This is a genomic window from Microbacterium saperdae, assembly GCF_006716345.1.
Classification (GTDB): Bacteria; Actinomycetota; Actinomycetes; order Actinomycetales; family Microbacteriaceae; genus Microbacterium; species Microbacterium saperdae.
In genome coordinates, this window is sequence record NZ_VFOX01000002.1 from 198,543 (window position 1) to 216,373 (window position 17,831).

The 17,831-nt window shown below is 68.0% G+C and carries 16 protein-coding genes and 1 pseudogene; 3 read left to right on the top strand and 14 right to left on the bottom strand.

Annotated elements, in window-relative coordinates:
* Window positions 1-26 precede the first annotated feature (26 nt).
* The 8 genes from FB560_RS15535 to FB560_RS15570 form a co-directional block, all read right to left on the bottom strand.
* The gene (locus tag FB560_RS15535; protein ID WP_141873431.1) at window positions 27-443 is read right to left on the bottom strand and encodes a Fur family transcriptional regulator; all 417 of its coding nucleotides are present in this window, start codon (window positions 441-443) and stop codon (window positions 27-29) included.
* A 65-nt stretch (window positions 444-508) separates the two neighbouring features.
* Complete coding sequence (locus FB560_RS15540) at window positions 509-1,360, bottom strand: metal ABC transporter permease (RefSeq protein ID WP_141874571.1); 852 nt, start codon at window positions 1,358-1,360, stop codon at window positions 509-511.
* A 23-nt stretch (window positions 1,361-1,383) separates the two neighbouring features.
* The gene (locus FB560_RS15545) at window positions 1,384-2,181 is read right to left on the bottom strand and encodes a metal ABC transporter ATP-binding protein (RefSeq protein WP_141874572.1); all 798 of its coding nucleotides are present in this window, start codon (window positions 2,179-2,181) and stop codon (window positions 1,384-1,386) included.
* A gap of 104 nt (window positions 2,182-2,285) precedes the next feature.
* On the bottom strand, window positions 2,286-3,275 hold the full coding sequence (locus FB560_RS15550; protein ID WP_141873432.1) for a metal ABC transporter solute-binding protein, Zn/Mn family: 990 nt from the start codon (window positions 3,273-3,275) through the stop codon (window positions 2,286-2,288).
* 132 nt (window positions 3,276-3,407) lie between these two features.
* A complete protein-coding gene (locus tag FB560_RS15555; RefSeq protein WP_141873433.1) occupies window positions 3,408-5,099 on the bottom strand; it encodes a glycoside hydrolase family 13 protein in 1,692 nt (563 codons plus the stop codon).
* A gap of 48 nt (window positions 5,100-5,147) precedes the next feature.
* On the bottom strand, window positions 5,148-6,026 hold the full coding sequence (locus FB560_RS15560) for a carbohydrate ABC transporter permease (protein ID WP_141873434.1): 879 nt from the start codon (window positions 6,024-6,026) through the stop codon (window positions 5,148-5,150).
* Window positions 6,026-6,997, bottom strand: coding sequence for a carbohydrate ABC transporter permease (locus FB560_RS15565; RefSeq protein ID WP_229672861.1), 972 nt, complete (start codon window positions 6,995-6,997; stop codon window positions 6,026-6,028). The genes FB560_RS15560 and FB560_RS15565 overlap by 1 nt, the downstream gene beginning before the upstream one ends.
* Window positions 6,994-8,337 carry an ABC transporter substrate-binding protein gene (locus tag FB560_RS15570; RefSeq protein WP_229672863.1) on the bottom strand — a complete coding sequence of 448 codons (1,344 nt, stop codon included), beginning with the start codon at window positions 8,335-8,337 and terminating at the stop codon, window positions 6,994-6,996. Before FB560_RS15570 ends, FB560_RS15565 begins: the two co-directional genes overlap by 4 nt.
* Before the next feature lie 100 nt (window positions 8,338-8,437).
* Here FB560_RS15570 and FB560_RS15575 point away from each other — a divergent pair, with 100 nt between their 5' ends.
* Window positions 8,438-9,658 carry an ROK family protein gene (locus tag FB560_RS15575; RefSeq protein ID WP_141873435.1) on the top strand — a complete coding sequence of 407 codons (1,221 nt, stop codon included), beginning with the start codon at window positions 8,438-8,440 and terminating at the stop codon, window positions 9,656-9,658.
* Window positions 9,659-9,743: 85 nt separating this feature from the next.
* On the opposite strand, the gene FB560_RS15580 is transcribed toward FB560_RS15575, so the two are convergent.
* Complete coding sequence (locus FB560_RS15580; RefSeq protein WP_141873436.1) at window positions 9,744-10,403, bottom strand: HAD-IA family hydrolase; 660 nt, start codon at window positions 10,401-10,403, stop codon at window positions 9,744-9,746.
* A 218-nt stretch (window positions 10,404-10,621) separates the two neighbouring features.
* On the opposite strand from FB560_RS15580, the gene FB560_RS15585 reads away from it, so the two are divergent.
* Both FB560_RS15585 and FB560_RS15590 read left to right on the top strand, forming a co-directional pair.
* Complete coding sequence (locus FB560_RS15585; RefSeq protein WP_141873437.1) at window positions 10,622-11,395, top strand: DeoR/GlpR family DNA-binding transcription regulator; 774 nt, start codon at window positions 10,622-10,624, stop codon at window positions 11,393-11,395.
* Complete coding sequence (locus tag FB560_RS15590) at window positions 11,388-12,680, top strand: MFS transporter (RefSeq protein ID WP_141873438.1); 1,293 nt, start codon at window positions 11,388-11,390, stop codon at window positions 12,678-12,680. The genes FB560_RS15585 and FB560_RS15590 overlap by 8 nt, the downstream gene beginning before the upstream one ends.
* Window positions 12,681-12,768: 88 nt before the next feature.
* On the opposite strand, the gene FB560_RS15595 is transcribed toward FB560_RS15590, so the two are convergent.
* From FB560_RS15595 to FB560_RS15610, 5 genes and pseudogenes are all read right to left on the bottom strand, one after another.
* Entirely contained in the window at window positions 12,769-13,359 is a 591-nt protein-coding gene (locus FB560_RS15595) for a hypothetical protein (protein WP_141873439.1), read from the bottom strand.
* Window positions 13,360-13,462: 103 nt separating this feature from the next.
* Entirely contained in the window at window positions 13,463-15,337 is a 1,875-nt protein-coding gene (locus tag FB560_RS15600) for an alkyl/aryl-sulfatase (protein WP_141873440.1), read from the bottom strand.
* 163 nt (window positions 15,338-15,500) lie between these two features.
* Window positions 15,501-15,875 carry a GAP family protein gene (locus tag FB560_RS21070; RefSeq protein ID WP_170198180.1) on the bottom strand — a complete coding sequence of 125 codons (375 nt, stop codon included), beginning with the start codon at window positions 15,873-15,875 and terminating at the stop codon, window positions 15,501-15,503.
* A gap of 58 nt (window positions 15,876-15,933) precedes the next feature.
* Window positions 15,934-16,212, bottom strand: a pseudogene (locus tag FB560_RS21210) (GAP family protein); the annotation flags it as partial.
* A gap of 246 nt (window positions 16,213-16,458) precedes the next feature.
* The gene (locus FB560_RS15610; RefSeq protein WP_141873442.1) at window positions 16,459-17,796 is read right to left on the bottom strand and encodes a dihydrolipoamide acetyltransferase family protein; all 1,338 of its coding nucleotides are present in this window, start codon (window positions 17,794-17,796) and stop codon (window positions 16,459-16,461) included.
* Window positions 17,797-17,831 lie beyond the last annotated feature (35 nt).

The window sequence follows — 17,831 nt, forward strand, 5'->3', positions numbered from 1 at the left end:
CCGGGTCCCTGAGTCTGTCCGGAGGATCACGCCGTCGCAGCCCTCTCGGCGTCACGCTTGTTGGCGCAGGGAGTGCACAGTCCGAAGATGTCGACCACGTGCGCGGCGTCCGTGAAGCCATGCAGGGCCGCCGTGCGATGCGCCCACTGCTCGACGTCCTTCGCCTCGATCTCGACGGTCAGCCCGCAGGAACGGCAGATCAGATGATGGTGATGCCCCTGCGTGGTGCAGGCGCGATACAGCGCCTCGCCCTCGGGGCTCTGCAGCGAGTCGGCGTCGCCCGAGGCCGCGAGTCCGGCCAGCGCGCGGTACACCGTCGCGAGTCCGATACCGGTGTTGTCATCGCGCAGCGAGGCGTGCAGACTCTGCGCGCTCACGAAACCGCGCGCGTCGGCGAGTGCTTCGCGCACGCGTTCGCGCTGCCAGGTGTTCCGCTGAGCCATACCGAGAGTCTAAGCGGCGGGCATTGCCGAGGGCTGGGAACAGATGGCCCGCCGAGGAGCCGCGATCACGCCGCCACGCGCCGCACGCGGGCGCGTGACCGCTGCACGAGCCAGCACACCACGTAGATCGTGAACGACAGCGTGGTGATGTACGGGCTGACCGGGAGGGTTCCGGCGAGGGCGAGCAGGATGCCGCCGACGGCCGAGATGAAGCCGAACAGCGCCGCCAACAGGGGCACCGCGACCGGACCGGCGGTGACCCGCATGGCGGCGGCCGCCGGCGTCACCAGCAGTGCCATCACCAGCAGCGCGCCGATGATGTGCACGCTGACGGCGACGATGAGTCCGAGCAGCACCATGAACAGCAGGCTCACGGCCCGGGTCGGCACTCCGCGTGCGGCGGCGGACTCCGGGTCGAGCGAGTCGAACCGCAGCGGGTTCCACATCACCAGCAGCCCGACCAGCACGACACCGCTGATGCCGATCAGCCAGCCGAGGTCGGGGCTCGAGACCGAGACGATCTGCCCCGTGAGCAGGCTGAAGCGGTTCGCGCTGCGGCCGTCGTACAGCGACAGGAACAGGATGCCGAGGCCGAGGCCGAACGGCATGAGCACACCGACGATGGAGTTGCGGTCGCGGGCCTTCGCGCCGAGCAGCCCGATCAGGATCGCGGCGACCAGTGCGCCGCCGAGCGAGCCGACCACCACGCTGCCTCCGAACAGGAGCGCGGCCGCGGCGCCGGCGAACGACAGCTCGCTCACCCCGTGCACCGCGAACGCGAGGTCGCGCTGCATCACGAAGACGCCGATCAGTCCGCCGACGATGCCGAGCACGGCGCCGGCGATGATCGAGTTGGCGAGCAGGGCCACGAGCTCGCCGTAGTCCTGGAAGGAGAAGACGTCACTCCAGTCAACCATCGGGACGATGCCGGTCAGGACGTTCATGCGGCACCTCCGTGGTCGTGGTCATCGTCGTGGAAGTGGTGGGGCTCCGCATCCGGCACGCCGACGACGACCAGGCGATCGCCGGCACGGAGCACGAAGACAGGCGTGCCGTAGAGCTCGGTGAGCACCCGCGTCTGCAGCACCTCGTCCGGTGTGCCCAGCAGGAAACGGCCGCCCGCGATGTAGAGGATGCGGTCGACGCGACCGAGGATCGGGTTGATGTCGTGCGTGACGAACAGCACCGCGGCACCGCGCTCTCGGCGCTGGCGGTCGATGATGTCGGTCACGCCGACCTGGTTCGCGAGGTCGAGGTTCGACAGCGGCTCGTCGCACAGCAGCAGCGAGGGCTCATCCGCCAGGGCCTGTCCGACCCTCAGCCGCTGCTGCTCGCCACCGGACAGCATCCCGACCCGACGCTCGGCATAGTGCGCGGCTCCGACGGCCTCGAGCAGCCGGTCGACCTTGGCGCGGTCCCCGCGGTGCGGGATCGGGAAGCCGAAACGGCTGCCCTGCACACCGAGAGCCACGAGGTCGCGGGCGCGCATGCTGGTGTCCGGGGCGAGCGAGCGCTGCTGCGGGATGTACCCGATGCGCGAGTTGCCTCGGTGCACGGGCTCGCCGGCGACGCGGATCGTGCCGGAGGACAGCGGCTGCAGGCCCAGGATGCTGCGCAGCAGCGTGGTCTTGCCGGAGCCGGACGGCCCGAGCACGGCGATGAACTCGCCGGGCTGCACCGTGAGGTCGAGCCCCGACCAGAGCTCGCGGTCGTCGCGGTGCAGCGACGCGTTCGCGATCTCGAGGACGGGGCTCGCCCCTTCGTCTCGCTGCGCTCGCTCAGGAAGCGAAGGCTCGCGCCCGTCCCCTGAGCGACGAGCGGAGCGAGGAGACGAAGGGCGGCTCACGACTGGATCGCGGCGGCGAGGCTCTGGATCGCGTCACTCATCCACTCAGAGTACGACGATCCGTCCTCGAGCAGCTCCGTGAAGGCGACGACGGGGATGCCGGCGTCCTTCGCGGCGGTCTCGACGCGCTCGGTCTCGGAGCCACCGGTCTGCGCGTTCGTGAGCAGCGCGCCGACCTCTCCGCTGTCGATCACGGTGAGCGCCTCGAGCAGCACGGCGGGGGCGACATCCGTCCCCTCCTCGACCGACTCGGCGAAGCCCTCAGGGGTGACATCCGTGAGACCGGCCGCGGCGGCGAGGTAGCCGGGAAGCGGTTCGGTGATGAAGACGTTGACGCCTTCGGCCTCGGCCTGCAGACCGGCGAGGTCGGCTTCGAAGCCCTCCAGGTCGGCGGTGAGCGCGGCGGCGTTCGCCTCGAAGTCGGCCTTGCCGTCGGGGTCGATCTCGGTCAGCTCATCGGCGATCGCCTCGACGACGTGGATCATCGTGTGCGGGTCGAACCAGACGTGCTCGTTGAAGCCCTCGATGTGGTTGTGGCCCTCGTGACCCTCCGCATCCTCGGCGTGGTCATGATCGTGGTCGGCCTCGTCGCCCTCCGCCTCGTGGCCTTCGTTGCCGGGGAAGTCGTGCGAGTACTCGACGGCGGTGACCAGGTGCGGATCCTTCGCGTCTTCGAGCAGCGTGTCGATGAACGCGTCGTAGCCGCCGCCGTTCTCGATCACGAGGTCGGCCTTCTGCACGGTCAGCCGGTCGCGCGCCGTGGCCTCGTAGGAGTGCGGGTCCTGCGTCGCGGACGAGATGATCGATGTCACGTCGACCCGGTCTCCGCCGATCTGCGCCGCGATGTCGCCGTACACGTTGGTGCTCGCCACGACGGTGATCGTGCCGTCATCGCCGCCCTCTCCCGCAGCGGGAGCGGTGGAGCATCCGGCCAGCGTCAGGGCGGCGACGGATGCGAGGGCGAGAGCGATCAGGGGCTTCTTCATGCTCTCACTCTAAACGCTAATGAGAACCATTATCAAATCAGGATCACACCCCACACTCGCGATGACGCAGATGGCCGCACCCCTCCCGGATGCGACCATCTGCGTCCTCTCGCCCGATTCCGTCGAGCGACCTCAGCCGAGCAGCCCGGCCGGAGCGATCCAGGCGGTGGCGTCTCCCGGCAGCGCGGAGCCGTCCAGCGCGGCACTGGAGAGCACCGCGTCGGCGGCATCCGCGCCCAGGTCGAACGGCTCGGCGCCGAAGTTCGTCACGATCTGCCAGCCGTTCGGCCGCGTGAAGCGCAGCACGTCGGCACGGCCCGTCTCGATCCACTCCAGCTGCTCGCCCGCCTGCAGCACGTGACGCAGGCGCAGCGCCTCGCGATACAGCGACAGCGTCGACGAGGGGTCCCCCGCCTCGACGTCGACCGCGGCCGATGCGAACCAGTCCGGCTGCGGCAGATGCGCCTCGGCGTCCCCGAATCCGAACGAGACGCCGTCCGCAGTCCAGGGCAGCGGCACACGGCATCCGTCCCGTCCGAATCCGTCGAACTCCGCCTGACGGAAGAACCCGGGGTCCTGCCGCTGCTCCGGGGTGATCTCGGCGACCTCGTGCAATCCGAGCTCCTCCCCCTGGTAGAGGTAGGCGCTGCCCGGGAGGCCGAACAACAGCAGCGAGGCCGCCCGCGCGCGACGCAGACCCTGCTCGCGGTCGAGCTGATCCGCCGGGCCGCCGGCGATGACCCATTCCGTGCCCTGCTTGACCGGGCGTCCTTCCAGCGGCGCGAGTCCGTAGCGCGTCGCGTGCCGGGTGACGTCGTGGTTCGACAGCACCCAGGTCGTCGACGAGCCGGTGCGCTGCGACTGCTGCAGGTTGTCGTCGATGATGCTCCGGAACTGCCCGGCATCGAAGTCCGCCACCAGCAGGTCGAAGTTGAACGCCTGGCCGAGCCCCTCGGCGGAGGCGTAGCGCGCCCGCCGCTCGGGGGTCTCGACCCAGGCCTCCGCGACGGCGGTACGTGGCGGGTCGTACGAGTCGAACACCTCACGCCACTCGGCGTAGATCTCGTGCACGTCGTCGCGGTCGAGCAGCGGATGGGTGCCCGAGGTGCGATCCATCGCGTCGAGCTCCGCCCGCGAGGGCAGCGGCTCGCTGAGGTCCTTGGTGAGCATGTGGGCCACGTCGATGCGGAACCCGTCGACGCCACGGTCGGACCAGAAGCGCAGGGTCTTCAGGAAATCGGCACGCACCTCGGGGTGGTCCCAGTTCAGATCGGGCTGCTCGACGGCGAAGTTGTGGAAATACCACTGCCCGTCCTCGACGCGCTCCCAGGCGCTGCCCCCGAAGACCGACACCCAGTCCGTGGGCGGCTCGGCACCGTCGGGCCCCGTGCCCTCGCGGAAGATGTACCGCTCGCGGGCCGCCGAACCGCGTCCGGCGGCGAGCGCCTCCTGGAACCACTCGTGCAGGTCGGAGGTGTGGTTCGGCACGATGTCGACGACGACGTTGATGCTGCGGGCGTGCAGCGCCGTCACCATCGCGTCGAAGTCGTCGAGGGTGCCCAGCCGCGGATCGACGTTGCGGTAGTCGGCCACGTCGTATCCCCCGTCGGCCAGCGCCGAGGGATAGAACGGGCTGAGCCAGACCGCGTCGATCCCGAGCTCGGCGAGATAGTCGACGCGGGAGAGGATGCCGGGGATGTCGCCCAGCCCGTCGCCGTTCGCGTCGGCGAAGCTGCGGGGGTAGATCTGGTACACGGCGGCCTGTCGCCACCATGCCGCCGTCTTCTCGTCTTCGTGGGACTCGGTGAGAAGCGCATCGGTCATGAGGGGTGGTGCTCCTTTTCTTGTTGCGGTCTGGTGCGTGTGCGCCGGTCAGCCCTTGACGGCGCCCTGCGTGACGCCCTCCATGACGAAGCGCTGCGTGAACAGATACGCCAGGATCGCCGGGGCCATCGCCATCAGGTACGAGGCGAACGACACGTTGTAGTTGTTGCTGAACTGGGTCTGGAAGAGGTTCTGCCGCACCGGCAGCGTCTGCAGCGCCGGATCCGAGATGATCAGCGACGGCATCATGAAGTCGTTCCAGGCGTAGAGGAACGCGAAGATGCCGACCGTGGCGCTCATGGGCGCAAGCAGCGGGAAGATCAGCTGCCAGAACGTCTGCCAGGTCGTGGCGCCGTCGATGCGCGCGCTCTCCTCCAGCTCCAGCGGGATCGACCGCAGGAATGCCGTGAACAGCAGCACGCTGAAGCTGAGCTGGAACATCGTGGCGAGGATGATGACGCCGAAGGGGTTGTCGAGGCCGACGCGTCCGGTGAGCTGGATCTGCGGCAGCGCGACCACGGGGAACGGGATGAACATCGCCGCGAGCAGGTAGAAGAACGAGTAGCGGAACAGCTTGCGGTCCCAGTTGCGCACGATCGCGTAGGAGGCGAACGCGGCGAGCACGATCGTCGCGACCACGGTGCCGGCGGTGACCAGCAGCGAGATGCCCGCGCCGACCGGGAACTTGGTGAGGTTCCAGGCCTCGACGAATCCGTCCAGGCTGAACGGTGCCGGCAGCGAGAAGGCGTTGCCGTCGACGGCCTGCGCCGTGGTCTTGAACGCCATCGAGATCGTCACGTACAGCGGCAGCAGCACGGTGACGGCGCACAGGATCAGGATGATGGTGCCGGACCAGTTCACGCGCTCCATGCGGATGCGCGGCTTCTTTCCGGAGGCGGTGACGGTGGTGATGGTCTGCGTCGACATCAGAGTGCGTTCCTTCCGCGGGTCAGCGAGAGCTGCAGCAGGGAGATGAGCACGGCGACGATGAAGAAGATCGTCGCATTGGCCATCTGGTAGGCGTAGTCGCCGCCGTTGAAGCCCGCGATGATGGTCATCGCGACGCTGCGGGTGGAGGTTCCCGGTCCGCCGTTGGTGAGTCCGACGATGATGTCGTAGGCGTTGAGGAAACCCTTGAATCCGAGGATGACGTTGATCACCACATAGCCCGCGACGAGGGGAAGCGTGATGCGCGTCAACTGCTGGGTCTTGCTCGCCCCATCGATGCTGGCGGCCTCGTAGACCTCGCCCGGCACCGAGAGGAGACCGGCGATGTAGATCAGCAGCGTGCCGGGCACGGCCTGCCATGCCGTCACGATCACGATCGCGACCCACGCGAGGTCGGGGTTCGCGAGCAGGCTCGTCGACAGCCAGGGGATGCCGGTCGCTGCGCCGGCGGCGGGGATCGAGTTCGAGAACAGGAAGTTGAAGACGTAGGCGATGATGATGCCCGAGATGACCATCGGGATCACGAAGACCGTGCGCAATCCGGTCTTGAAGCGGATGCGGGAGGTCAGCCCGACCGCCAGCAGGAACGCGACCACGTTCACGACGATCACCGTGGCGATCGAGAAGCCGAACGTGAACAGGTAGCTCTGCAGGATGGCCGGATCGCTGAACATCGCGATGTAGTTCGTGAGGCCGTTGAAGCTCCACTCGCCGATGCCGATCGAATCGGTGAAGCTGAAGAAGATGCCCATGACCCCAGGCACCGTGATCGCGAGGGTGAAGAGCACGAGCGTCGGCAACAGGAACAGGTAGTAGATCGGCTCGACCCGGCGCGTGCGCCGACCGAGCTTGCGCGTCCCGCCCGTGACGATCGCCGTGGTGTCGGTCGTCGGAGTGTTCGGCTTAGTGATGCGGGACGTTGCCGGGTTCGGCAGTGCGGTGTTCGTCATGGCGCGGACTCCTCTGTCTCGCCGGATGCGGATGCGTCGCCCGATGCGGTGTCCTGGGTCGACGGGAGGGGAGCGCGGAACGCGATCCTCGCCCAGTCGGCATCCATGGTGCGCAGGGTGGACGTCGTGGACGCGCCGAGCACCATGGCCTGCGCGTAGTTGAAGATCGGGAGCGTCTTGGGGACGAGCACGGACGGCCCTTGGTAGATCTGCCCGTTGTCGTAGTACTCGATCATTCCCTCGATGCGCGGGTCGTCCGGCGCGGGAGCATCCTTCGTGGGGGTGAAGCCGAGCTGGGAGGTGTTGTACTCCTGGATGTGGTCCGGCTGATACAGGTACTCGAGGAAGTCACGGGCGGCCTCCTGATGACGAGAGCCCTCGGGGATCATCGCCGCGAGGTCCATGTTGACGCGCACGCCGAGGTCGGCGGGGTCGTCGGTCATGGGCAACGGGAAGGTGCCGAGCTCGAGGTCCGGCGCGGTCTTCGCGATCTCGCTGAACGCCCACGGACCCTGCAGGTACATGGCCGCCTCGCCCTTCGCGAAGGCGAGGTTGCCGTCGCCGTAGCCGCGGCTCGCGGCATCCGGATTCGTGTACTCGTCGGCGAGCTGCATCATGCGGTCCATGGGCTCGGCGAAGTCCTTCTGGAACGAGACCTCCGAGTCAGGGCCGACCCCCGTACCTTCCTGGGCGAGCGCGTCGAAGAAGTCGATCACGTCGACCGAGCCGCCGGCGGTGTAGTCGTACCAGCCCTGCCCCACTGTCCAGTCGTCCTTGAACGTGCCATAGAACGGATCGATGCCCGCGTCCTTCAGCTGGTCGCAGACCGCGATCAGCTCGTCCCAGGTCTGCGGGACCTCCAGCCCCTGGGCGTCGAAGATCTCCTTGTTGTAGATGACGGATGCCGCCATCACCGAGTAGGGCAGGGCGCTCGTGCGCCCGGCGCAGGAGCCGTACTGGTCCATGAGCGGCTGCAAGTCGTCGCGGATGGTCGCGGCCGCGTCCGTCTCGGAGAGGTCGGTGAGCGCACAGCGCTGCACGAAGCGCGCGATCTCGTAGTTGTAGTTGGCGAGCATGATGTCGGGCGGGTTCCCCCGCACGAAGCTCGCCGAGACGACGTCGACGCCGGAGGTGTCGATCACGACCTCCACGTCGTCCTGGGAGGCGTTGTACTCGGCGACCAGTTCGGTCATGAACCCGATCGCCTCGCGCTTGCTGAAGGTGAAGCGGATGGTCTCCGCTCCGGAGCCGGCTGCGCAGCTCGTGAGGGCGGCCCCGACCAGCGTGAGCCCCAGCGCTCCGGCGACCAGTCGCACCGCGCATACTCGATTCACAGACACCGTCGTCCTTTCGATATGTAGATCCGCCTACTAAATCTAGTGAGCGAATTTACTCTGTCGAACGGTACTCTCTCATTGGACGACAGGGAGGTCAAGTGCTGTGACAGAAGTCTCCGCAGACCTGGGCACCGGACGCGCGAGCGTCGGCGCCGTCCTCGACTTCGCCTGGACGGCCGGCGAGTTCACCGCGACCGAGGCGATGGCGAGCACTTCGCTGACCCGCTCCACCGCGATCGACGCGATCGACACGCTCCTCGGTGCCGCGCTCCTGCGCGAGCTCCCGAACGCGCGCGCCGCCGGCAGCTACCGCTCCGGTCGCCCCTCCCGGCGCTTCGTGCTGTCGTCGGAACTCGGGGTCGTCGTCGGCGTCGACGCGGGCGACACGCACCTCGCGGTGACCGTCGCCGACCCGCTCGACCGCACGCTCGTGCACCATCGCGTCGATCTCGAGCCCGAGCAGTCCGCAGCCGCACGCCGAGCGACCATCCTCGAGCGGATGGACGACGCCCTGGCCGAGGCCGGCGTCACGCGAGACGATGTCTTGGCGCTGTGCGTCGGTGTGGCAGCACCCGTGAACCGAAACGGCATCTCTCCCCCGCATCCCGAGGGGTTCTGGGAGCGCACCAACCCCGGTCTCGCCGAAGCCCTGCACGGGTGGGCGCCGGTCGTGCAGATCAAGAACGACGCGCAACTGGCCGCCATCGCGGAGGGCACGGAGGGCGCAGCGATCGGATGCCGCGACTACGTCGCCCTGCTCGCGAGCGAGAGATTCGGCGGTGGTGTGGTGGTCGACGGCCACGTGCTGCACGGCGCGCACGGCGGTGTCGGCGAGGGGGTGGTGTTCGACCACATCGTCGGCGTCGGCTCGGCCTTCGGTCTCCGCTACGCCGTGCAGGACCAGGTGCGCTCGGCCGTGGACGCCGGTGAGATCGCCGCCGGCAGCGCGGTCGGCCGACTGGTCGAGGGCGACCGCATCGACCCGCGCCTCGTGCTGACGCTCGCCGCGTCGGGAGATGCGGATGCCCTCCTCGTCACCTCACGCGTCGGCGCGACCGTCGCCCGCATCGTCGGCGTGCTCGGCAGCATGTACGACCCCGCGCGCGTGATCGTGTGCGGAGCCGTCGCCGAGAGCATCGAGCCGGTGCTGGCCGCGGCACGACGCATCCTGCCGGAGGAGCTGCACCTTCCCGCTCCCGAGATCCTCGCCTCGAGCCTCGGCGCCGAGGTGGTCTCCCGCGGTGCCGTCGCCACCGCGCGCCAGGCCGCTAGGGAGCACGCCGTACCGCTGCTGGCCGAGCAGCGCCTGCGCGCGACCGCATAGCGCGACCACGTAGCGCGACCATCTCCTTCGCGAGGGGTCACGACGCGCCGCAGCCGGATGCAGGGACACGGCGTGTCTTGACCCCTCAGCCGGGTGCGCTCACGGACCGCGCCGCACGACGGCGGGTCCACCACGGACGCGGCTGGCGGTCGCCGAAGTGGATGCCTGCGAGCACCGCCTGCAGTTCCTGCGCCGTGGTGAACCGATGCGTACGAATGCCGCGAGCACCTGCCGCACGGATGTTCTCCCACCGGTCATCCACGAACAGCGTGTCCTGCGGCGTGGATTCGGCGAGTGCGAGCGCGGTGTCGAAGATCTCGCCGTCGGGCTTCGCCAGCCGCAGCTCTGCACTGAACACCATGAGAGTGAAGATCTCCGCCAGCACGGAGGATGCCCGCACCTCGACAGCGAGATCGCTCGGCGCGTTCGAGAGCAAAGTCAACTGCGCACCGCGTCGGCGCGCCTCGCGGAGCACGGCGATGGTCTCGAAGTTCAGGCGCGTCCACCCCTCGACATCCAGCCGTCGCAGCAGGAGAAGCTCCTCGCCACGGACAGGGCGCCCGGCGACGAGCTGCCAGTAGTCGTACGCCGCGAGGCCGCGGTCATAGGACGCGCGTGAGCCCCAGTAGCGCTCGGTGAATGCTCTCGCCGGCACTCCCAACAGCTCGGCCATGGTCCGCATCGCGGCAGGGCTCTGCACATGGCTGATGACCTCGCCGAAGTCCACGAGAACGTGATTCGTCATGATGCTCCTTCCGATCCGTCGTGAGAACGATCAGAGTACATGATTGTACGAACATCATAATGTGCGTTTTATGAGCGCCGGGTTCTAGGTGCTGGTCCCCCGATCTCCCTCGATAGCACGCCTGGACGGATCGAAAGAGGCACCTGACAGGCAGCGCGGGACTCTCAAAGAGAAACTTCCATTGTTCGAATGAAACATTTCTGATGTATGTTCGGATCATGAGTGGATCATCCCGACACGACGCCATCCTCGAGGCCCTCTATGCCACCGGGCGCGTGAACGTCGCCGACGTGGCGTCCGAGTTCTCCGTGTCCGAGGTGACGGTGCGGCGCGACCTCGATCAGCTCGCGCGCGCCGGCGTGCTGCGAAGGGTACGCGGCGGCGCCGTCAGCGTCGCGCTCCGCGGGGAAGGCCTGCCCTATTCGATGCGACGGCTCGAGGCGTCAGGGCCGAAGGAGCGGATCGCGCAGCTCGCCGCCTCGCTGGTCCTCGACGGTGAGGCGGTGGGCGTCGACAGCGGCACGACGGGGGCGGCCGTCGCCCAGCAGCTCGCGAGCCGACGCCTGACCGTGATGCCCTTCAGCGTGCAGGCACTCGAGGCTCTCACGCGGAGCGCGACCGTGCGGATCATCCTGCCCGGCGGCTCGGTGAGCCCGGAGGAGGGATCGATCGTCGGTCCGCTCGTCGAACGATCGCTGCGAGACCTCCGCTTCGACACGGTGTTCCTCAGCTGCTGCGGGGCGTCCCTCGACTCGGGAGTCACCGCGTATGACCTCGATGACGCGGCGGCCAAGCGGGCGATGATCGCCGCTGGGCGCCGCGTGGTCCTCATCGCCGAGGGGGCGAAGTTCACGCGATCGGCGATGTCCGTGGTGTGCGCGCTGACAGCCGTCGACGTGGTCGTCACCGACGAATCCGCTCCCGCCGACGTGCTCGACCAGCTCCGCGCGGCCGGCGTCGATGTGCTGATCGCCGGAGCCACGGATGACTGACGGCGGAGGCGCGACGCTCGCCCCCGCCAAGGCCTCGACCATCCGCGTCGTCCTGTCCCACCCGCTGTATCGGGCTTCGACGCTCGCGCTGTTCCTCTCCGGGCTGGGCATGTCCGCGGCGGCGCCGCTGATCGCCTCGTTCCTGATCACCGAACTCGGGGCGTCGTTCACGGTCGCCGGCCTCTACTACCTGACCAGTCTCACGGCGCCCGTCGCCGGTTACCTCGTCGGCGCACGCTCGGACCGCACGGGTCGACGACTCGGCCTCTTCCGCATCTGTGCGGTCGGCGGATTCCTGGGGTGGTTGGGCATCGCGTACTCGACCGAGTTGTGGATGCCGTTCGTGATCAGCGCGGTCGTTCTCGGCTTCGCCGGTGCGGCGACCTCCCAGCTGTTCGCCGCGATCCACGACGAGCTCACGGCGCAACCGACCGTCGCGAACGACGGTGTCGTCGCGGTCGTGCGGATGGCCCTGACGGCCGGATGGGTGATCGGTCCGGTGCTCGGATCGTTCCTCGCCGCCTCTGCGGGCTATCGCACGATGTTGGTGTTCGTCGCCGTCGCCACGCTCGCTCAGATCGTCCCCCTCGGAACCCTCCGCAGCACCCCACCGCTCAGCGAGGAGCAGTCGCCCCGGGGATCCGCTCGGGCAGCGAAGAGCGCGCCGACCCTGCGTGCGATGCTGCCGCTGCTGGCCTTCACGGCGCTGTACATCTGCGTCTACGCAGGCGAGTCCGTGAAGTACGCGTTCCTCCCGCTGTACATGAACGAGCAGCTGCAGCTCGCCCCCGAGCTCAGCGGAGCGATCATCGGCATCCAGCCCCTGGTCGAGCTCGCCCTGATGCCTCTGGCCGTCGTCGTCGGGCGCCGGATGGGAATGGTCCGGCTGATGACTTTCGCCGCGGCGTGCGGCGTCGGCGCGAACCTCTTCTTCGCCCTCTCCGGGACCGCGGCCGGACTCTTCGCCGGGCAGATCCTGATGGGAGTGGTCTGGGGTGTCTTCGCCGCCCTCGGCATCATCGTCGCCCAGCGACTCCTGCCCACAGCCGTGGCCACCGCATCCGCGATCTTCATCAGCTCGACCGCGATCAGCTCCGCCCTCGGCGGCCTCACCGGCGGCCTGGGAGCAGCGGCGATCGGTCTCCCGCTCGTCTTCCTCGTTCCCGCCGCCCTCGCCGGGGTCGCGGTCATCGGCCTGGCGATCATGAGCCGGAAGGAGACGCGTCGGACGTCGATGGACGTGGTCGGCGAGACCGAGGAGGTCGCACCGCGTAGCGACGGCTGATCCGGTCGCCGAGACGAAGAGGCTCCGCCGCTGCGAACGGCCCTTCGGCGTCGCCCGGCACGTGACGACCTGCGCTGTGGCTGGTCGGTCAGAACAGGGTCACTGTGCGGGAACTCGTCGATCCGTCGGTGGGCGACCCCGTGGCCTGGACGGAAACCGAGATGCCCGAATGCAACGGAGCCGACCCGAGGACACCGAAACTGACATGGGTGACGCCCTGTCCGGAAATCGATCCCACGAAGCTCAACGTGTAGGAAACGGTCCCATCGCCGTTGTCACTCGCGCCGAGCGACGTCCATGTCGGATCGGTTGCAGGGAGCGCACCGACGACGGGGCTGCTCCCGCCGGCGTTGGCGATGATGGCGGGCTGCACCACACCGACATCGACGGATGCGAAGGTCACCACGACAACCCCGCTGGTGATCGGCTCCGCAGGAAGTGTGGTGGCCTGGGTGTCGTCATTGCGCATCTGGATCGACGCACCGTAGTACTGCGGATTCACCCATGTACCGCCGAGCATCGACTCGATCACGAACCGGCCACGTGCACCTGTGGACGCCGCAGCGAGCGGCGTCGCGGTCGCTATCGCGATCACGGGGACAGACCACGCTGCTCCGGCCAGGAGTGTGCGGCGCCGCACACCGTGCCGGCTCTGCTCTCCTGCTGTCTCGTCGATCATCGTCTTGTCGACCTCCCAGATCCTTCTCGTCGCGAACCCGTTCGAACCAGCGCGGCGACGTCGGATCTGCCGCTCTCGACGCCGCTCGGTCCGGCTCCGTTGTTCAGGGCGTCACTATGTTGAAGGAGGGATCGCCGGCAGTCAAGACGGACGTCAGCGTGCTGAGGGCACTGGCGTCGCCCGAGATCTCCACTCCGGAACTCTCGACGTCTCCCGCGACCAGCGCCAGAAGACGCGCTTTCGTGAGTGACAACGCTGCTTTCGCCGTCGCGGGATCCGCATCCTTCGCAATGTAGACCAGCACGCCGTTTCGCAGGGTGACCCGGAAGTTCCGGCCTTCGTCCGTGAGCGTGAAATCGAGCGCGAGATCGAGCTCCCAGGCACTCGGCCCGTCCACCGAGATCGCGACCGAGTCGAAGAGCTGCTCCGCCGTGAGCTGAGCGAGAATCTCCGGTGCGTTGGTGGTCGTCGGCGTCCCGAAGTTCCCCGAGCGCAGCTCCGTTGCGCCCGACATGTAGAAGTTCCGCCACGTTCCGTTCTCGGCGCCGTAGGCAAGTTGTTCGAGCGTCGCCGCGTAGAGGTCCCGCACCGCGGCGTTCTCAGGATCAGTGAAGATCGCATGGTCGAGGAGCGTCGCCGCCCATCGGAAGTCACCGCCATCGTAGGCAGCCTCGGCAGCTTCGACGATCCGCTCGATTCCGCCGGCGAGAGCGACGTACCGTTCGCCGAGTGCCTTGGGCGGATGCGGCCACAGTCGTGCAGGGTTGCCATCGAACCATCCCATGTAGCGCTGGTAGATCGCTTTCACGTTGTGGCTCACGCTGCCGTAGTAGCCGCGTGCGTGCCAGGAGTTCTCGAGGACCGGAGGCAACACGATCTCCTCCGCGATCTCGGCGCCCGTCATGCCCTGGTTGATCATCCGAAGAGTCTGATCATGGAGATACGCGTAGAGGTCGCGCTGCAGGCCGAGGAACTCTCGGATCTCCGCGTTCCCCCAGGTGGGCCAATGGTGGGAGGCGAAGAGCACGTCGGCCCTGTCGCCGTAGCGCTCGATAGCCTCGGTCAAGTACTGCGACCATCCGTGCGGGTCGCGCACCAGCGCCCCTCGGAGCGTGAGCAGGTTATGCAGGGTGTGCGTGGCGTTCTCCGCCATGCAGAGCGCTCCGTACTTCGGGAACAGGAAGTGCATCTCGGCCGGTGCTTCCGTGCCCGGAGCCATCTGAAACTCGATCTCCAGGCCGTCCACCGTGTGAGTCTCGCCGGTCCGCGCGATCTCGATAGTGGGTGGGATGATGCCCGCGTGTCCCGTAGAGGTCGTCTGCCCGAGCCCGGCGCCCACCGCTCCTTTGGCCCCGCGTTCCAACGCCGCACCGTACATGTAGCCCGCCCGGCGTCCCATTGCGATGCCCGCGAAGACGTTCTCGGCGACTGCCTCAGCGACGGTGCCTTCTGGAGCGATGATCTGGACGCTCCCCGATTCGACCTCTTCCTTCGACGCGATGCCGAACACCCCGCCGAAGTGGTCGATGTGGCTGTGGGTGAAGATCACCGCGACCACGGGGCGGTCTCCGCGGTGTTCCCGGTACAAGCCGAGCGCCGCCGCCGCTGTCTCCTTCGAGATCAGCGGATCGATGACCACCACGCCGTTATCGGACTCGACGAAGCTCACGTTCGAGAGATCGAAACCGCGAACCTGGTAGAGCCCTTCGACCACCTCGAAGAGTCCGTGCTTGGCCGCGAGCGAGGACTGCCGCCACAGGCTCGGGTTCACCGTGTCGGGAGCGCTGCCTCCGAGGAAGTCGTAGCTGTCGGCGTTCCAGACGATGTTCCCTGCGTCATCGTGTACAACACCAGGACTCAACGTGCCGATGAATCCTCGTTCCGCCGCGTCGAAGTCTCGTTCGTCCTCGAACGGGAGCGTGGTTCTCAGCGCTTCCTGCTGCTTCTGGATCGCCGCTGAGGCATCATTCTGCACCATCATTGACTCCTGGATCTCCCCTGCGGGCGGATGCTATGGATACATGGAAGCTCAGGTTTTCACCACGCCATCTGGACAACAATCACGCCCTCATCCTCTCCAGGTGAGGCGACGCACCGGAGCCTCCGCACGGCTCACACCCGCGCCAGGTGGACCCCGCTCATCACGAGCCCTGTATCGCCTTCACGACCTGGAGAACTCCGACGATGAACAGGACGGCCGCACTGAGGTACCCGTTGTGATGCAGCATCCACTGCTTCAAGCCCCTCAGCATCGGCTCCGCCTTGTCCCCGCGGATCAGGACGGTCAGGACAGGCGCAGCGACAGGGAGCGCTGCGGCGACGAGGAAGCCGCACACGATCAGTACCAGCGGGAAGGGGCGCAGTCCCGAGACGACGAGCGAGATGGCAGCTGCAGCGACGAGTGCGATGTTCATGGGGTTCATGAAGATTCCGAGCCCGAGAAGCAGAGACCGCGCGGGGGGTGTACCGCTCGACGGAACGCACGATGCCGGGAAGCTGTGGAGCTGCCGCCGCAAGCTCGTCCGGCGTGCGGGCAGCAGCGACGCGCGCCACCACGGTTCGTGCGCGCAAGAAGGTCCAGATCGCGCCGCCGATGCAGATGATTCCGACGGTCAGATGAACCATCTGCACCCACCCGGCCTCGCGATACGCGCCTGGCGCATCGGCAGCGGTGAAGACCACGAGGCAGATCGCGAGAACGGTCGACGTGGACAGCGCCCAACCGACGAGGTAGGCGACGCCGTTTCGCTGGGGGTTCTGCGAGAGCAGAATGCCGACCAGCGCCATCACGGCGACGGGGCTCGCCATGACCCCGAACGCGACCGGTGCCAGTTGCCAGATCGCCGCGACCATATCCGGCCTCCGATTCTCAGCGGGATGAACGGGAAGCGAGCGTGAGCTACGCGCAGCGAGTGGCCATCGCCCCTGCGACGGCCCTCACCGACGCGAGAACCCCGGTGCTGCCTCGTCATCACCTCTGATCCGAGCGATGTGCGACTCATGCTCGCACCGGGTCAGCCAGGGACGGTCGGGATGCTCACCCCAAGCGGGTGAGCGCGGCGATGACCCCGTTCGCGAAGCGCCCTCGAAGGGCAACGGTCAGTCGACCAGCAGCGCGGGCTCCTCCAGCACCGAGGCCACGTCCGCGATGAAGCGGCTCATGCCGTCGCCGTCGATCACGCGGTGGTCGAAGGACCCGGCGACCGTGGTCACCCAACGCGGACGCACCTCGCCGTCGACGACCCACGGCTTCTGGCTGATCGTGCCCATCGCCACGATGCCGGCCTCGCCGGGGTTGATGATCGGCGTACCAGCGTCCATGCCGAAGACGCCGATGTTGGTGATCGTGATGGTGCCGCCCTGCTGATCGGCCGGGCTGGTCTTGCCCTCGCGCGCGGTGACCGTGAGGCGGTTCAGCGCCCGAGCCAGCTCCTTCATGCCGAGGTCCTGCGCGTCCTTGATGTTCGGCACGAGCAGGCCGCGCGGCGTGGCGGCCGCGATACCGAGGTTCACGTAGTGGCGCACGGCGATCTCGGCGCCGGCATCCGTCTCGATCCACGCGGCGTTGACCATCGGCGTGCGGCGCGCGGCCCAGATCACGGCGCGGGCCATGATCAGCAGCGGGGAGACGCGGATGTCGGCGTAATCCGGCGAGGCCTTGAGGCGCTTGACGAGCTCCATGGTGCGGCTCGCGTCGATCTCCTTCCACACCGTCACGTGCGGCGCGGAGTACGCGCTCTGCACCATCGCCGACGACGTGGCCTTGCGCACACCCTTGACCGGGATCGACTCGGTGCGGCTGTCGTCGCCCGCCGCGGCAGCCGGGGCGGCGATGCCACGCGCGAGTCCGGCCGGGGCGCTCTGCGGCGCCGGCACGGTCTCTTCACGGACGGCGCCCCACTCGGGCGTCTCGATGTTGCGGAACACGCTCGCCTGCGAGGCGTGCTTCATCACGTCATCACGGGTGACCTCGCCGTCGGCACCCGTGGGAGCGACGGTCGTGAGGTCGACGCCGAGGTCACGGGCGAGCTTGCGGATCGGCGGCTTCGCGATCACCCCGACCGAGGAGCTCACCGGACGCTCGGCCGCGCGCTTGCGACGGGAGGTCGCGCCACCGCCCGTGCCGTAGCCGACGAGCACCGAGCCGCCACCCTCCTCCGGGGCAGGGGCCACGGCCACTGCCGGAGCAGCTGCCGCCTCCGTCACGAAGGTGATGATCGGGGTGCCGACCTCGACCGTCGTCCCCTCGGCGACCAGCAGCTCGCCCACGACGCCGGCGTGCGGCGAAGGCAGCTCCACGAGCGACTTCGCGGTCTCGATCTCGCAGATCACGTCGTTGATGGCGACATTGTCACCGGGAGCGACCTTCCAGGTGACGACCTCGGCCTCGGTCAGACCCTCGCCGACGTCGGGGAGGTTGAAGTTCTGCGTGCTCATGAGCGGTCCTTTCGGAAGGTGCCTCGTTCATAACT

Coding starts and splice junctions, on each gene's coding strand:
- FB560_RS15535 (WP_141873431.1), bottom strand. CDS start 443: ATGGCTCAGCGGAACACCTGGCAGCGCGAACGCGTGCGCGAAGCACTC.
- FB560_RS15540 (WP_141874571.1), bottom strand. CDS start 1,360: ATGGTTGACTGGAGTGACGTCTTCTCCTTCCAGGACTACGGCGAGCTC.
- FB560_RS15550 (WP_141873432.1), bottom strand. CDS start 3,275: ATGAAGAAGCCCCTGATCGCTCTCGCCCTCGCATCCGTCGCCGCCCTG.
- FB560_RS15555 (WP_141873433.1), bottom strand. CDS start 5,099: ATGACCGATGCGCTTCTCACCGAGTCCCACGAAGACGAGAAGACGGCG.
- FB560_RS15560 (WP_141873434.1), bottom strand. CDS start 6,026: ATGTCGACGCAGACCATCACCACCGTCACCGCCTCCGGAAAGAAGCCG.
- FB560_RS15565 (WP_229672861.1), bottom strand. CDS start 6,997: ATGACGAACACCGCACTGCCGAACCCGGCAACGTCCCGCATCACTAAG.
- FB560_RS15580 (WP_141873436.1), bottom strand. CDS start 10,403: ATGACGAATCACGTTCTCGTGGACTTCGGCGAGGTCATCAGCCATGTG.
- FB560_RS15585 (WP_141873437.1), top strand. CDS start 10,622: ATGAGTGGATCATCCCGACACGACGCCATCCTCGAGGCCCTCTATGCC.
- FB560_RS15590 (WP_141873438.1), top strand. CDS start 11,388: ATGACTGACGGCGGAGGCGCGACGCTCGCCCCCGCCAAGGCCTCGACC.
- FB560_RS15595 (WP_141873439.1), bottom strand. CDS start 13,359: ATGATCGACGAGACAGCAGGAGAGCAGAGCCGGCACGGTGTGCGGCGC.
- FB560_RS15600 (WP_141873440.1), bottom strand. CDS start 15,337: ATGGTGCAGAATGATGCCTCAGCGGCGATCCAGAAGCAGCAGGAAGCG.
- FB560_RS15610 (WP_141873442.1), bottom strand. CDS start 17,796: ATGAGCACGCAGAACTTCAACCTCCCCGACGTCGGCGAGGGTCTGACC.